Below are 13,979 nucleotides of genomic sequence, written 5' to 3'. Positions count from 1 at the left end.
CTCCGTTTCAAGTACCAATAATGATATTTCCGATAGGGTTGCAAGCCGGGCGCTTGAACCGACGTGCAAGGCGCATCGCTTCGGCAAGCTTCTGATCTCGGGAAGGCATCCTTCGCAGCATGTGCCGTGACGCCGCCGCGGATACACCGCGTACAAACACGTACATGACGGCGAGCCCTACGACGCTGATCCGACGCGGCTCGAATATGTCGCCCCCGGCATAAAGGCTTTCACCTTCGTAAAGAAGCGATCGCTTGAACCACTCAAATCCCACGCCCACCATCAACCGTTCCCGCAACGGTCCCGTGACTACTGCCGGCCGTAATATGCCACTGCAAGCCATGGCACCTGCACATAAAAGACTATGTTCAAACCGCTTTTCATCACACATCGCCCATAACGCGACGGCCTTGGATGATGCCGTCGCCGGCGGATCGAGAGGTTTCAACAGGCGCACGCTTGCCAACCGGCTGCGGCGGCCTTCACGCACCTCACTGGAAAAAAGGAGTCGGTCGGCGGATGTATAACTCACCGGAGATAAGACAGCACGCACCAACGCGTAATTATGATTTTGCATCCGGACTGCTCTCGCTATCGGTGGCGTTCTCACGCTTTTGGTTGCGCGTCAATCCAGACAAGCCTTTGCTGGCATAAGTTGATCCCGAGCCTCCTTCCGTTTGGAAGGATGGTCTTCCACCGAGCAAGCGCTTCTTCAACATGGAAAAGAGCCTGCTTAGCTCGCTCCACCACGAACGGTTGCGTTTGCCAGTCATACGCAACAGCACAAGTATCAATGCAAAGGCGACCATCCATGGAAGCCCAGTCAACACCACCACGCGCATCCATTCCGAGGCGCGATAGCGCAACCCAGCGTGCGTTTGCACTTCTTGCAATGTTTGGGTCGGTGAAACCGGGTACACGGGTACCATGAGCAGCGACACGTCATCCGTTGCTCCTCCCGGAAGACTTCCAGCAATGAGTGCTTTGATTTGCGGCTTTAGCAAATCAATGCGCTGGTCACTGCGGTAGCGAATTACAGCGGCCGCCGAAGGTGGAGTTTGCGTTGCCTGCTTGGGGTCCTTTTCGGGAATGGCCACGTTCACATAGCTCGACAGCACACCTTCGATCTTCTCGATGGACTGGCTTAGCTCTTGCGACAAGGCATATTGATAGCGGATTCGTATCTCGGCCTCGCTGGGCAACAATCCCCCCCCTGGGAAAACATCGCCGAGAGTAGGGTGCTTGTTACGTGGCCGATCGTAAGCCTGGATGATCTGATCGGCGAATACGCGCTCGTTGCTGCTGACCTGGATATCCCAGCTCCCATCCTTGGCGTGCATTTTTTTTGCTTTGATGCCCTGCTGGCCAAGCAGGACGATGATGTCGTTGGCTTGGGCTTCATCGAGACCTTCTCTAAATGAACTCCCGCAACCCGCCAAGAAAAGTACAAGCAACGCAATTATTAATTTCATTATTATTTACTAGCCCATGTGATTTTCCGCTCGTTATCAGCTTTAATCCACAGCACACTTTTGGCTTTCCTCGCTCAGGTACATCCGATTACACGTAGTTCCGCTCGCCCCATAGCAATCAACGATAAACGCGTCGGTGGTGTGAATTTTCCAGCTACGCGCGAAACCTATCCTTTTTTTGGCTACTTTCATACGAGACAGTCGGCGGTCGATGTACGAGATCCCTACAAAAAAAACCACAAAACTTGCGCTACAGTCCCTGCATTACTGTCCGTAACGACAAATTCGGAATATCAGACACATCCTTTATCAGCAAAACATCATCATGGATTTACTTATAATCATTAAATAGTATCTCAAGAAACAGTTTGCTCAAGCCTATTTACAGCACGACTTGTATTCATTATAACAACGCCGATTGCTTCTCCAAATAGATTTTGCTTAAGCAGTCGATCCTGGAATATTTCAGCACCCATACGTCCTTCAGCCACTCCCCTCATTGCTTTTGCTACATCGTTGTCTAATTCACTCCAATAATTTTGCAGATCCACCAAGCGTTCCGTAATACGGCTTTCGCCAGATGCGTAGCCATCTGCATTCCTTACGTCATAAACTGCGTCGCCTGCGAAATTCGCACCATAGTTATCAGCGATAACCGTGCTATTAAGCGAAGGTATATTCACGGACATGATTGGATTTACCTCTAATTCCACCGATTCAATGTGATGAACCCTGGTCGTCGAGCTCATCACATCTACGAAGCAAAGTTCGCCGTATTAGCGGCCGTTTCGAATTGCACTCATATTGGTGTCGTGATTGCCTTTTCGTTTTTCGTTCGCCATCTGCTTTCGTTGTTGCTCTCGCTGGAACGCATCCTGCCACAGGGGCATCAGCTCACTTTGTCCACTAGCGATCGCAGTTTCCAATGCCGTGAGGCTCGCCTGGGCCGTACCGCTCGCCGCCACATCCAGCTGGGCGTTGGTTACCGAGTTATTGCCTGGAGTAACCAGTGCATTGACGCTGCCTATATTTGAGTTAATAGTGTTGTAATTTCCTACGATTTTTCCATAATAATCGCCCCAGGAACTATTGTAGTTCGCGTAGCCAGTACCATCGAGTGGATTAGTGGGTATATCAATCGACATGTCTTATCTCCAAATAAGCCGACCAAGTGCAATACCATGCAAGTCAGACGTCGGCGAGCCTGGACTTGCAGCCACTGGTCCATTTTTTTGCATGGATCAGCAAAGACGATATAATTCGACGGCTAACTCGTTTGCCTACTGCCCTAGGCGCATAGGGAACCAGGACATTTTTCGAGCTTGATTGCAACAGCTGCAATGCTCTTGATTCAAAGTATTTCGCGCCTTTAATCGCGCCATCGTGTAATTAAAAATCCTGGGAAGTTATGGCATCAAGCATTTCGTTATAGATACATAGGGTGCTGTTTAAAGAAAGGCAAAACTTCCGGCCGTTTAAGGACAGCTAAGCTCGACTCTATGATGCCGCCACCGCCGTCTTTTTTATCCATCTCCATGGCACAACTAAGGGCATCAGCACTTTTTTCGTACTTTCCGCAATGGAACAGGCACATACCATAAATAAAATAGGCATCTTTGCTTTTTTCTCCAAGCTCCATTGCTTTCTCTAATTCGACACACGATCGCGAATAATGACCAAGCTGAAAGTGAATTAGCGCGAGACCGATATGAGGAAACCCGCGCAGAGGGAAGGCTGCGCTGAAGTGTTGAAACATTCGCTCCGACAGCGGGAAAAATTCGTACTTACGAGCCAGGTGAGCGATGTTAATCAAGGTCAACAGATCTTCTTCTTTTATCATAAAGACGACCGGAGCAAAAAATAACAAGTGACGACCATTAACGAAGCTATTTCCTATCGATTAGATTTTTTTGATAATTTCCTAACGCGATCTTCTGTCTGTATTTTACACTCTCGCCTTACCCGCCTCTTAAGCGAAGGACTTTTAGCTTATTAACGAAATCAACGGCGGTAGCCACTCCCGCGGCCAATTCACGGTGCCGTTTTGACGCGCCCTCTGACAAGGCCTGGTTGGCCGCTTGCCATTGTGACTTTTCGATGAGCTCCAGTTTTGTAACCAACTCCGCGAAAAATTGCTGGATATCTTCAGGTTTTGATAGCAGTTGAGGGACGCACATGCCGTCCTTCGATGATCGATTAGTTGCATTCACTCTTATTACCTTTTAATGCATGCATATCAAATCTCGTTTTGTCTTCGCTCGAAATCAACTCAACTCGGCATAAGTCAATAAAATTCAGATGACCCTCTTTGATCTGTGCACCGCTAAATAATCGATCTCCCCGTTGGTTGACCACAAATGGCTCGCCCGAAGAGGCTGAAATAATACTGAGATCAAATTTTTCCAATGGCACCGAAACTAGCGGCATGTTTGATTGTTTTAGTCGCAACCTGATCGCCTTCAATTCAGGCAATTCACGGAGCACTTTGGCTTCGACCGCACGCATGTTCCATCCCGCCAGATCCTTAATGGCATCCTCGGACCAGATATCTACTTCAATTTCTCCAGGGCCTATTACCTTTACTTCAGGGCTCCGGTAATACGTCTCCGTCATTGAGGACACATTTAACGCCAAAACATCCATCGGCAGGACATTCATAATTACCGCACCGAAATTCGCTTTCAGTGCGAGTTGACGCAACGCGCCAAGCTCCTGATGGTCTTTGACATAGCCCTTATAGGTCGTAATACCCGTTACCGGATCAAGCTGGTGACTGACATCGGGATAGAGCCGGTCCAATTCGGCCACCGCGTCCTCCAGATATTCCACCGACAATTCCGGACGGCTGAGCAAAACCGCCACTACGGCAGTACTGCATACCATCACGCCCATGGCCGCCACGATGTACCGCGGTTGCAGCGTGGAACGCATGACTGCTGCGCGGTAACGCCATGGGTGCGCATGATGCAGAAAGCGCATCCTGGCCTGGTGCCCGGCATCTTGCGTATTGGCCTTGGCGATTGGCCGCCCCCATTCATCCAGGCGGGCGACCATCGCAACCTCGAAGTCCAGCCCACTCATGCTGAAGCAACTTCCGGGCATGAGTACCGCCGTGGTTGCCGGCTTGAGCGGATAGCCGAATACACGAACCTCCTCGGCCATGGCCGTCAGGTGCCAGGCTTCATCATCGGCCGACCATGTCAGGCACGCGTGCCGTTCACGCACATCTTCGTCAAGCAGCAGGATGTCGGCGTTCTCGCCATGGCCTATCGACCAGCTCTTTTCGGCAAGAAGCTGCACGATTGCGCCCGCGTGTTTGCCCGACAGGACTCGCAGTGCCACGCTGTTCATAGGTCACCGCAAGGACGCTATACGCCCGCAGGGCCGGGTAGCGGGGTCCGCGAATGGAAGCTCATTTTGATCATCCCCTTCATTTGCCACATGTCTTATCCGTGAGCGTTTTGCTATCCGCGTTGCTCTTGGGCGCCATTTTGTTCTTTGGCGCATCGCTTTTTTTGGGCGTGGCTGCCCGGCGTTTTTGCTTGTCATCCATCCCACCTTCCGCCTTGGTGTCCTTGTTGTCGCCATGCGGTATGGGTGGCAGCGGCTTGACCGGCAGCACTTCCGGCGGCTGCGTATCGATACTGCGCGTCGGCGTGAACCAGACATTCATGAATCCGGCAGACGTGTAGGAGCCCGCATCCGATCGCGCGTTGCTGGTTGTTTGCTTGTTGGCCCCTTGTACCTGGGGTGCTGCAGCCTGTGGCACGAATGTCGCGAGCACCGGCGTGTCGTTGAGGTTTTCGTTCACGACGCGTGGTGTGATCAGATACAGCCGCTCCATCTGTACGTGGGATTTCCGGGTACGCCGGAAGAGCGCGCCCACACCCGGGACCTCGCTTAAGCCGGGCACACCCGACATGTCGTCGTTGTTGTTTTCAAACTGGAATCCACCGACCAGCAGGCTCTGGCCATCCTCGATGACCGCCTGCGTTGCCAGATATTTCCGGCTTGACCCAGGGACATTGTCGACGCTTGCATTGAGGAAATTGCCATCCACGATTTCCAACGTGAGCTTGACCCTGGGCGGCCGACCTTCCATCGGTATGACCAATGGCGTGGCTCGGAATGACAATCCCGTCGATACCGGCACCAGGTTGGCATAGCGATCACCGGTAGTTCTGACGTAAAGCGACTGCTCATTGCCCATAAACGCTTCTTCGTTGTCCAGCGTCATGATTTTCGGCCGCGACAAGATCCGCGCACGGCCCTTCGTTTGCAGCAAGGCAACCCGCGCCCTCAACTGCCGCAGCGAGCTTCCCACCAAGGCCTGGTAGGTCAGCCCGTTTTCGCCGGTGCCAAGCGCGCCGTTGTCGCCACGCAACGACAGATCCACGCCCAGGTCGCGCGCGTCACCGCTATCGATATCGATGATGGCCACATCGAGCTGCACCAGGCGCTGTGGCCGATCCAGTTGCTCGATCAGCTGCGCATAAATGGGCATCATCGACGGTGTATCGAATATCACCACCGAGTTGGTGCGCACGTCGGCCTGGATGTGCACGCTGCGGTCGATGCTGCCTTCGGCGGGATTGCCCTGCTGCTGCCTGGCCAGCAACGCCAGCAGCGCCTGGATACGCAGGCCTGCATCGCCATCCAGCGACTGCGATTCCCCTAGGGGCGACAGTGCCTGCACGATCGCCGCCGTATCCAGCATGGAAGCGGGATCTTTTTTGGGTGCGGCATAGGCGCCCTGCAACAGATTGCGTAGCAGTGTGGCGACACCCGGTACTGCATAGTGGTCCGCCCTGTCGCCACGCACGCGCCTGTCCGAATCCTGCGCTTGCGCGTAGCGCAATGGGAACACGCGTATTTCCATCACCGAGTTGCTGCTGCCTCCACTGACAGGCGGCCTGGCCAGCGCACCGATCATCGACATGTTCCGCTGACTCAACCCGAGCGCAACGCGTTCGCGCTCGCTATCGAGGGCTTTCGCCACCAGGTCGACGTACCGGCTCGGGCCCGAGACAAGGACGCTGCCGCCGGAAAACTTTACCGGGAAGCGCGGTTCGATCAGTTCGAGATCGCCCAAGGCGCGCATGGCCTGCGCACCGCTCATGGGCGCGATGGCAATCACTTCCGAACGGTTATCCGAACTGGATCCAACGTACATCGTCGATCCGTCGTAGTACCAGGTCAGGCCATAGGCCGCCTCAAGTTCGGAAAATATGGATCTTGCCGACTTGTTGAAATCACCATAGACGTTTCCCCGTACGTCGGGCTGGATCACCACCGGAAAAGGTTGGGTTGCAAGAATGTCCTTGAGAACTTGAGCCAGGGGTTTTCCTTTTGACGTGTAGGCCACCATCCCATCCCGCCACGGAACGGGCGCTGCGCTTAAACACACCGGGGCCGTCAACGCCATCCCTACGAGGCAACGAATCATCCAGCGCAGCCGGCGTTCCGTACCACTCATTCAACATGCTCCATGACCACGTCCATCGCATCCTCTTGGCACATTTCTAAGAGCTGAGCAGTGCATACAACCCGTATGAGGGAGCTGAAGTTCTTGACTCCACCCAATTTGAGTTGAACATCCCGATCAAGCGAGGACAGCAAGACATTCACCGTCGTCCCATTGCTTTGCGCCATGCATTTCAAGATTGACCAGTAAATGCGCTCAAGGCGCACGCACGTGGACAGTCCATCAAGACGGATCGACTTTGGCCTTGGTTGTGCCAAACGCATGTCCATATCGTTGAGTAGTGCGAAATTCGACTTTACGACCTTGAGCTCTTTGAACTTGAACCTTCCATCCATGCCATGCACCGTAATACTTGTTATTCCTGCACTTACATGAGACCACTTATCAAACTTCATGTAGGCGATGGTAGGCGTGACACCGGGATTGTCGGCGCTACATAGTTACTGTGTCATAGCGAACGCATTCGGATAAATATTAGTAAGCCATGAAGACATCAGCGCTTCATGCGAGCATCGACGACGCGTTGCTCGGCTGATCGTGCAAACCGAAGGCGCTTGCTTTGCTGCTTCTTTCTGATGCACGCGGATAGGAGCCGGTGCTGCGTGAACGTAGTTGTTGACGCCATATGCTTGCCACATTGCCTAGCGCCATGTGCCTCTGGTCATGCTTTTTTTGATAGACACTGGCGCACGTGAGCACCAACGATGTGTCGCTCCAGTCAATTAGGCAGATGGAAGATGCAGCCGCTGCTGTCTCCTTCTGATGCATGCGAATTGAATTGTCACTGCGTCGAGACCTCCCGCTTTCCTGATCGACGGCAGGTTTCTCGTTGTGATCGATGAAGCTTTTTGGAGGCCATACATTCCATGCTTCCTCCGCGACGCCAACGGCAGCCAGGAGAGGGCCATCGCATGCAAGGCAATGACCGGATGCGTCGACATAGCCTCGTGGGAACGAGTGGCCTGCGCCTATTTACACGCGGGGCGTCACTCGATCGGCCCATCCGTTCTGCGCAAGCGGCGGCGAGCGAATGGATGAAGCAAAGGAGCGTGGCCGTTCTGCCGCATTCCGGCTCACGGGCCGTGATCTGGCACAAAGAAGTTCAGGTTAAAGAATGTTCTGTTCGCGCAGCTTGAACAGATGGCTACTCTGCCTATACCACGCAGCACGGCCTGCAAGTCTTCTGGACACTATGCCAGTGCGAGGAACAGGTCAGAGCATCCCTAGCCAGTCATGCTGGCGGGATCGTCCAGTGATCAGCCAACAGGAAAGCAAACAACGCCATCAGGTAAATCACTGAATATTTGAAAACCCGCATCGCAAAGTATTCGTCCGGCGGGCTCATCAGGCGGATGGCGTAATAAAGGAAGCCGGCACCAAGCACTGCCGCGCCACCGAAGTAGATCAGGCCGCTGTGGCCGGTCATCGATGGCAGCAGGCTTACGACGACCAACAGGATGGTGTAGAGCAGGATTTGCCAGCGGGTGTAGCGCACGCCGTGGGTGACCGGCAGCATGGGGATTTGCGCGCGGGCGTAGTCGTCGCGGCGGAAGATGGCCAGGGCCCAGAAATGCGGCGGGGTCCAGACGAAAATGATCAGGCACAGCTGCAACGGGAACGGATGCAGTGCGCCGGTGACAGCGGTCCAGCCGAGCACGGGCGGAATCGCCCCCGCCAGACCGCCGATGACGATGTTTTGTGGCGTGGCGCGCTTGAGGTACGCCGTATAGACCAGCGCATAGCCGATCAGGCCACCGAAAGTGAGCCAAGCGGTCAGCACGTTCACCAGCGCGGCGAGTATCACCATGGAAACGATGCCGAGCACTACCGCAAACACCAGCACTTGGTGCGCGTTGAGTTTGCCGGTGGCAAGCGGGCGGCGAGCGGTGCGCGCCATCAGCTTGTCGATGCGTTCGTCGATCAGATGATTGAAAGCTGCAGCGGAACCGGACGCGAGCCAGATGCCGAGCGTGCCGAACACCAGCGCGCGCCACGGCGGAATCCCGGGCACGGCCAGAAACATGCCGATGACCGCGCAGAACACCAACAGCGCGACGACGCGCGGCTTGGTGAGCTGGAAATATTCACGCACCAGCATCATGCAAACGACTCCATGTCATGCGCATGCCAGGATTGCAGGCGCGCGTAATTCGCCAACAGCGTGAACAGCAGCAAGGCAGCGCCGCCGTTGTGCAAGGTAGCAACCGGCAGCGGCAGACCGAAATGCACATTGCTGATGCCGAGCAATACCTGCACGACCAGCACCACCGCTACCGCAATACCGCCGAAACGGAATCCGCCGTGCAACAGCCGATAGGCGAGCCACAACAGATAGCAGAACACCACCAGTGCACCGATGCGGTGAGTGATCTGGATTGCGCTGCGGGCCGCCATGTCCAGCACGCCGCCTTCGTAGTTCACGCCGATCTCGCGCCACAGTACGAAGCCTTGATGGAAATCGGTGGGCGGCGCCCACTGCCCCAGGCAGGTAGGGAAATCGGTGCCGCAAGCCAAGGCCGCGTAATTGGCGGACGTCCAGCCACCCAGTGCGATCTGGCACGCCAGCAGCACGATGCCGAACACCACCGCCCTGCGCAGTGCTGCATAACGGTTGTCAGGTGAGCCCACGCCATTGCTGCGCAAAGCGACATATGCCAGCAGGCCGAAGGTGGCCATGCCGCAAAGCAGGTGGCCCATCACCACGATCGGCTTGAGCAACAGCGTCACCGTCCACATGCCGAGCATGGCCTGGAAGATGATCACCGCCAACGCCAGCACGCTCATCTTGAGCGCCGCATATTCGCGCAGCCAGAACGCGCCTGCAGTGGGCAAGAGTATCGCCAGCAAGGCCAATCCCGATGACCAGTTGCGTTCGCCATGCAGATAAAGTCCGACGCCGATCGCTGCAAACACTGCGCTGAAAATAATCGCCAGCATGACAACGCGGTCGCGCCGCGCCGCCAGCAGCGCAAGCACCACCACCAATACACCCAGCGTGCCGGCCAGCATGCGGTGCACCTGTTCGCGCCAGGCCTTGCTTGCCTCATAAGGCCGATCGGGGAACGCAGCATCGGCTTGAGCCACCGCTTGCGCATGCTGCGGCCAGGTAGCCTTGCCGTAGCACGTCGGCCAGTCGGGGCAGGATAGCCCGGCGTTCGACAAACGCACGAATGCCCCGAACATCACCAGGCCGAACGCGAACACTGCCGCCAGCACGGCCAAATAGGGAATGATCTTGCGGGTGCGCATCAATGGATTACCTTCTGCAGATCCTTGCGCAGGCCGCTCGGATCGAAACCGACAGGATACCGCGCCAGCGCCGTGCCGTCGGATTCCACCAGCAGGGCGCTCACGCTGTCTGGCGTCGTCGGGCAATACGCAGCGAGGCGGTTATCCGGGTCCGAGCCGATGGCCCAGTAGTTTTCCATGCCATTGGTAGCCGCGTTGGCAGGCAATTGACCGATATACAGCAGGCGCAGGCGCGCCATGTTGTTGTTGAGCGTGATGCGCGCCGCGGCCATTTTGGTGAGCGTATCGATGCAGTGTGCGGCGCAATCCGGACCGGCCAGTGCGATCAGCGTCATGCGTGGCGAGGTATCGCGCCAGGGCCAGGCCTTCCCATCGGCAAGCTGCAGTCGCACCTGTTCGGTCGCGAAGTTGTGCTGGGGAACGATGGGTTCGCCATAGGCTTTGCCGCCTGGCTGCCAGCCACTGAGATTGAGCAGCGCCGCGGCGAGGATGGGCGCGGCGAAGACCAGGATCACCAGCAGGAATTTCAGGCGGCTTACACGCTGGTTTGAGGTAGTCGGCGTATTCATGTGAAGCGCTATTTTTCCTTGCCGTCATTCTCGCTTTCACGGGAATGACGGCGATGCGGGTTGCGGCGTTTGCGATGCAGTACAAAAAAAATCACGATCGCCGCCATGGCAAACGTGAACCATTGAAACGCATACGCACGATGCCGTGCCGGCGGCATGGAAGAAAGATCGAGCGTATGCACGCGCACATAGATCGCAGACGGATCAGCATCCAGCACCAGCACGCGCGGATAAAGCGCAACGTGCAGGTCGGCCGCCACCTGGGCGAGATCCAGATACACCGATAGCTTCGGCCACTGCGTCTGCCGTGCCAGTGCATCGCCACCCAACTCCAAACCGGTACCTGGCGGCGGTTGATAGATACCCTGCAAGGTTTGCGTATCCGTCGGCAGCGGCGGCAATTGCGGCGCCTGGTCCGTGCCGTTGCCCGGCAAAAAACCCAGGTCGACCAGCAGCCATTTGGCTTGTCCCGCCGGTTGAAACGGCGCATAGACCTCCACGCCGCCCATGCTGTCGTGCCTGGGGTTGTCCAGCAGATACAAGCGATCGGCCCGATAACGTCCTTGCACGCGCACGCGTGGATACGCATCGGCGGGGGGCTGATCGGCCACCTTGTCGAACGGCTTTACCGGCGTACTGGCCGCCGCGGCATACCGTCGCAGAAGCTCGTCCTTGTAATCGGCGCGATGCAGTTGCCACACGCCCAGACGCACGAAAACAAGCACTCCGGCCACGGTCAGCAATACCGACCACCATGCCGGACGGCGCATCAGGCCCACGCGGCAACTCCGCGGGGCATGGCTATACTGGCGATGTCTGGCGTGCCTGGAATTCTCACGTGGAAACCATCTACAAAGTAGCGCTGGTGATCATGTTCCTGGTGGTGATCTTCAACCTTGGCCAGGCCCTGTATTTCATGATGACCGAAAAGGACGAAAGCAAACGCACCGTGTGGGCATTGACCCGCCGCATCAGCTTTTCTTTGCTGCTGATTGCGATGGTGATCGTCGGTATCCGGATGGGCTGGATTCACCCGCACGGCGTCGGCCAGTAATTGTAGCTGGCGCCTCCTTTTCCCGTATCCGTACTGCGACGTTACGGCACGAAAAGACTTGGCACGGGATGGCAACCCGGCTTTCCGATCGCATCACGATGCCGGGATCGTCATCCTGGCCTACGCGACTTTTGGCGCACGCGCATCTGTGCAAGAGCAGCCTCTCGCCCAAGCCATCTCCCCAACGGGGCGAGAGAGAAAAGGAACAAAAAAGCCCGCCTTCCGGCGGGCTTTCTACTCCACGTGAGCGACGCCTCAGAGGATGTAGACGAACATGAAGAGTCCCAGCCACACCACGTCCACGAAGTGCCAGTACCAGGCCACGGCTTCAAATCCGAAGTGATGCTCCTTGCTGAAATGACCAGCCAGCACGCGCAGCCAGATGATGGCCAGCATGATGGTGCCCAGCGTCACGTGCAGGCCGTGGAAGCCGGTGAGCATGAAGAAGGTGCAGCCATACACGCCGCTACCTAGGGTGAGGTTGAGTTCCTTGTAAGCCTCCATGTACTCGTGCGCCTGGCAGTAAAGGAAGCTCGCGCCCAGCAATACGGTAACGCCAAGGAATGCCAGCACCTTGCCGCGATGGCCCGCCTTCAGTGCATGGTGCGCGATGGTCACGGTGACGCTGGAACTCAGCAGGATCAGCGTATTGAGCAGTGGCAGGCCCCACGGCGCCACGGTCTGGAAGGCGCCACCGACGTGCGCCGGGCCATTGCCGCCGCCCGCGCCCCACGATGCCGCGTAGTCGCTCCACAGGAACTGGTGCGTCAACACGCCATGGCCGTAGCCGCCCAGCCACGGCACCGAGAACATCCGGATGTAGAACAGCGCGCCGAAGAAGGCGCCGAAGAACATCACCTCGGAGAAGATGAACCACATCATGCCCATGCGGAACGAGGTGTCCACCTGGGTGTTGTAGCTGCCGGCCAGCGATTCGCGGATCACCGAGCGGAACCAGCCGAAGAACATGGCCAGGATGCCGACGAAGCCGATCAACAGCAGCGTCTTGCCGAAGCCGGTTTCGTCCGGATCGGCGTTGAGCCAGTGCGCCGCACCGAACACGGTGAGGAACATGACCACCGCGGCCACGATCGGCCATTGGCTCTTGCTCGGTACGTAGTAGATGTCGTGCTGCTGACCCATGATCTGTATCCCGTAGACGTTCCTGATGACCCTACGTTCTGGTGGTGCCCCGCCGCAGCGGGTTACTGCATGAGCGCTTCCTGGATGGCCTGCGCGTGTGCTTGCGGGTGATGCTGCAACCAGAGCATCTGCGCGATCGATACCACGAACACGGCGAGAGCGACGATGCCGACCACTTTGGCGGTGCGCCGCGCGCGGCGCAACCGTTGTTCCTGATCCGATGCCAGCAAGCGTTGATCGAGTTTCACGCGATCAATCCTCGACATGCCCGTGCGCAAGTTCTTCGTCGTGGACCACCGGCGCAATGGTGAAGCTGTGATGCGGCGGCGGCGACGACAACGTCCATTCCAGCCCGCGTGCGCCTTCCCACACGCGATCGGTGGCTTTCTTCTTGGAGAACCACACGCAATGGATGATCACACCGAGAAAGATCAGCTGCGAGGCGCCGAAAAGGAAGCCGCCGATCGAGCTGACCATATTGAAGTTGGCGAAGGCCACGTTGTAATCCGGAATGCGGCGCGGCATGCCGGCAAGGCCGAGGAAGTGCTGCGGGAAGAACAGCACGTTCACCCACACCACCGAATTCCAGAAGTGCACCTTGCCCCAGAACTCGCTGTACATATGGCCGGTCCACTTCGGGATCCAGTAATACGTCGCCGCCATGATCGCGAAGATCGCGCCGGTCACCAGCACGTAGTGGAAATGCGCCACCACGAAGTAGGTGTCGTGATACTGGAAGTCCGCCGGCACCAGCGCCAGCATGAGGCCGGAGAAACCGCCGATGGTAAACAGGATGACGAACGCGATGGCGAACAGCATCGGCGTCTCGAAGGTCATCGAACCGCCCCACATGGTGGCGACCCAGTTGAACACCTTCACGCCGGTCGGTACCGCGATCAGCATGGTTGCGTACATGAAGAAGATTTCAGCACCCAGCGGCAGACCCACCGCAAACATGTGGTGCGCCCACACGATGAACGACAGGAACGCGATCGAGGCGATCGCGA

General features: G+C 56.8%; 16 protein-coding genes. 1 reads left to right on the top strand and 15 read right to left on the bottom strand.

What is annotated here, in order from left to right; all coding sequences use genetic code 11:
- Positions 1-7: 7 nt before the first annotated feature.
- The 12 genes from V7M64_RS12515 to V7M64_RS12460 form a co-directional block, all read right to left on the bottom strand.
- Positions 8-577 carry a hypothetical protein gene (locus V7M64_RS12515; protein ID WP_333679485.1) on the bottom strand — a complete coding sequence of 190 codons (570 nt, stop codon included), beginning with the start codon at positions 575-577 and terminating at the stop codon, positions 8-10.
- Positions 564-1,472 (bottom strand): type III secretion inner membrane ring lipoprotein SctJ, encoded by a 909-nt coding sequence (gene sctJ / locus V7M64_RS12510; protein ID WP_333679484.1) that lies wholly within the window; start codon positions 1,470-1,472, stop codon positions 564-566. Before sctJ ends, V7M64_RS12515 begins: the two co-directional genes overlap by 14 nt.
- A gap of 356 nt (positions 1,473-1,828) precedes the next feature.
- The gene (locus V7M64_RS12505; RefSeq protein WP_333679483.1) at positions 1,829-2,161 is read right to left on the bottom strand and encodes a hypothetical protein; all 333 of its coding nucleotides are present in this window, start codon (positions 2,159-2,161) and stop codon (positions 1,829-1,831) included.
- A gap of 87 nt (positions 2,162-2,248) precedes the next feature.
- Positions 2,249-2,617, bottom strand: coding sequence for a hypothetical protein (locus V7M64_RS12500; protein WP_333679482.1), 369 nt, complete (start codon positions 2,615-2,617; stop codon positions 2,249-2,251).
- Positions 2,618-2,898: 281 nt separating this feature from the next.
- Entirely contained in the window at positions 2,899-3,312 is a 414-nt protein-coding gene (locus V7M64_RS12495; protein ID WP_333679481.1) for a hypothetical protein, read from the bottom strand.
- A gap of 356 nt (positions 3,313-3,668) precedes the next feature.
- Positions 3,669-4,823, bottom strand: coding sequence for an FHA domain-containing protein (locus V7M64_RS12490; protein ID WP_333679480.1), 1,155 nt, complete (start codon positions 4,821-4,823; stop codon positions 3,669-3,671).
- Between the two features lie 79 nt (positions 4,824-4,902).
- Positions 4,903-6,837 (bottom strand): type III secretion system outer membrane ring subunit SctC, encoded by a 1,935-nt coding sequence (gene sctC, locus V7M64_RS12485; protein ID WP_333679479.1) that lies wholly within the window; start codon positions 6,835-6,837, stop codon positions 4,903-4,905.
- A 107-nt stretch (positions 6,838-6,944) separates the two neighbouring features.
- On the bottom strand, positions 6,945-7,352 hold the full coding sequence (locus V7M64_RS12480) for a ribbon-helix-helix domain-containing protein (RefSeq protein ID WP_333679478.1): 408 nt from the start codon (positions 7,350-7,352) through the stop codon (positions 6,945-6,947).
- An 836-nt stretch (positions 7,353-8,188) separates the two neighbouring features.
- Positions 8,189-9,058, bottom strand: coding sequence for a heme o synthase (gene cyoE / locus V7M64_RS12475; RefSeq protein ID WP_333679477.1), 870 nt, complete (start codon positions 9,056-9,058; stop codon positions 8,189-8,191).
- Positions 9,055-10,206: a COX15/CtaA family protein gene (locus tag V7M64_RS12470; protein WP_333679476.1), complete on the bottom strand. Its 1,152-nt coding sequence runs from the start codon at positions 10,204-10,206 to the stop codon at positions 9,055-9,057. Before V7M64_RS12470 ends, cyoE begins: the two co-directional genes overlap by 4 nt.
- Positions 10,206-10,775, bottom strand: a complete 570-nt coding sequence (locus tag V7M64_RS12465; protein ID WP_333679475.1) for a hypothetical protein — start codon at positions 10,773-10,775, stop codon at positions 10,206-10,208. The genes V7M64_RS12470 and V7M64_RS12465 overlap by 1 nt, the downstream gene beginning before the upstream one ends.
- 8 nt (positions 10,776-10,783) lie before the next feature.
- Entirely contained in the window at positions 10,784-11,554 is a 771-nt protein-coding gene (locus tag V7M64_RS12460) for an SURF1 family protein (RefSeq protein WP_333679474.1), read from the bottom strand.
- Between the two features lie 59 nt (positions 11,555-11,613).
- On the opposite strand from V7M64_RS12460, the gene V7M64_RS12455 reads away from it, so the two are divergent.
- Positions 11,614-11,829: a twin transmembrane helix small protein gene (locus V7M64_RS12455; RefSeq protein ID WP_188797564.1), complete on the top strand. Its 216-nt coding sequence runs from the start codon at positions 11,614-11,616 to the stop codon at positions 11,827-11,829.
- A 255-nt stretch (positions 11,830-12,084) separates the two neighbouring features.
- On the opposite strand, the gene V7M64_RS12450 is transcribed toward V7M64_RS12455, so the two are convergent.
- The 3 genes from V7M64_RS12450 to V7M64_RS12440 all read right to left on the bottom strand — a co-directional run.
- A complete protein-coding gene (locus V7M64_RS12450; protein WP_333679473.1) occupies positions 12,085-12,972 on the bottom strand; it encodes a cytochrome c oxidase subunit 3 in 888 nt (295 codons plus the stop codon).
- 62 nt (positions 12,973-13,034) lie between these two features.
- A complete protein-coding gene (locus V7M64_RS12445) occupies positions 13,035-13,220 on the bottom strand; it encodes a hypothetical protein (RefSeq protein ID WP_333679472.1) in 186 nt (61 codons plus the stop codon).
- A gap of 4 nt (positions 13,221-13,224) precedes the next feature.
- The coding region (locus tag V7M64_RS12440) for a cbb3-type cytochrome c oxidase subunit I (protein ID WP_333679471.1) at positions 13,225-13,979 on the bottom strand (755 nt) is incomplete at its 5' end.

This window comes from Dyella sp. (assembly GCF_036746095.1).
GTDB lineage: Bacteria > Pseudomonadota > Gammaproteobacteria > Xanthomonadales > Rhodanobacteraceae > Dyella_B.
Note: the sequence above shows the minus strand (reverse complement) of the source record. Positions and strands in the feature narration are given on the sequence as shown.

Coding starts and splice junctions, on each gene's coding strand:
- V7M64_RS12495 (WP_333679481.1), bottom strand. CDS start 3,312: ATGATAAAAGAAGAAGATCTGTTGACCTTGATTAACATCGCTCACCTG.
- V7M64_RS12480 (WP_333679478.1), bottom strand. CDS start 7,352: ATGAAGTTTGATAAGTGGTCTCATGTAAGTGCAGGAATAACAAGTATT.
- V7M64_RS12470 (WP_333679476.1), bottom strand. CDS start 10,206: ATGCGCACCCGCAAGATCATTCCCTATTTGGCCGTGCTGGCGGCAGTG.
- V7M64_RS12500 (WP_333679482.1), bottom strand. CDS start 2,617: ATGTCGATTGATATACCCACTAATCCACTCGATGGTACTGGCTACGCG.
- V7M64_RS12465 (WP_333679475.1), bottom strand. CDS start 10,775: ATGAATACGCCGACTACCTCAAACCAGCGTGTAAGCCGCCTGAAATTC.
- V7M64_RS12450 (WP_333679473.1), bottom strand. CDS start 12,972: ATGGGTCAGCAGCACGACATCTACTACGTACCGAGCAAGAGCCAATGG.
- V7M64_RS12505 (WP_333679483.1), bottom strand. CDS start 2,161: ATGTCCGTGAATATACCTTCGCTTAATAGCACGGTTATCGCTGATAAC.
- cyoE (WP_333679477.1), bottom strand. CDS start 9,058: ATGATGCTGGTGCGTGAATATTTCCAGCTCACCAAGCCGCGCGTCGTC.
- sctJ (WP_333679484.1), bottom strand. CDS start 1,472: ATGAAATTAATAATTGCGTTGCTTGTACTTTTCTTGGCGGGTTGCGGG.
- V7M64_RS12515 (WP_333679485.1), bottom strand. CDS start 577: ATGCAAAATCATAATTACGCGTTGGTGCGTGCTGTCTTATCTCCGGTG.
- V7M64_RS12490 (WP_333679480.1), bottom strand. CDS start 4,823: ATGAACAGCGTGGCACTGCGAGTCCTGTCGGGCAAACACGCGGGCGCA.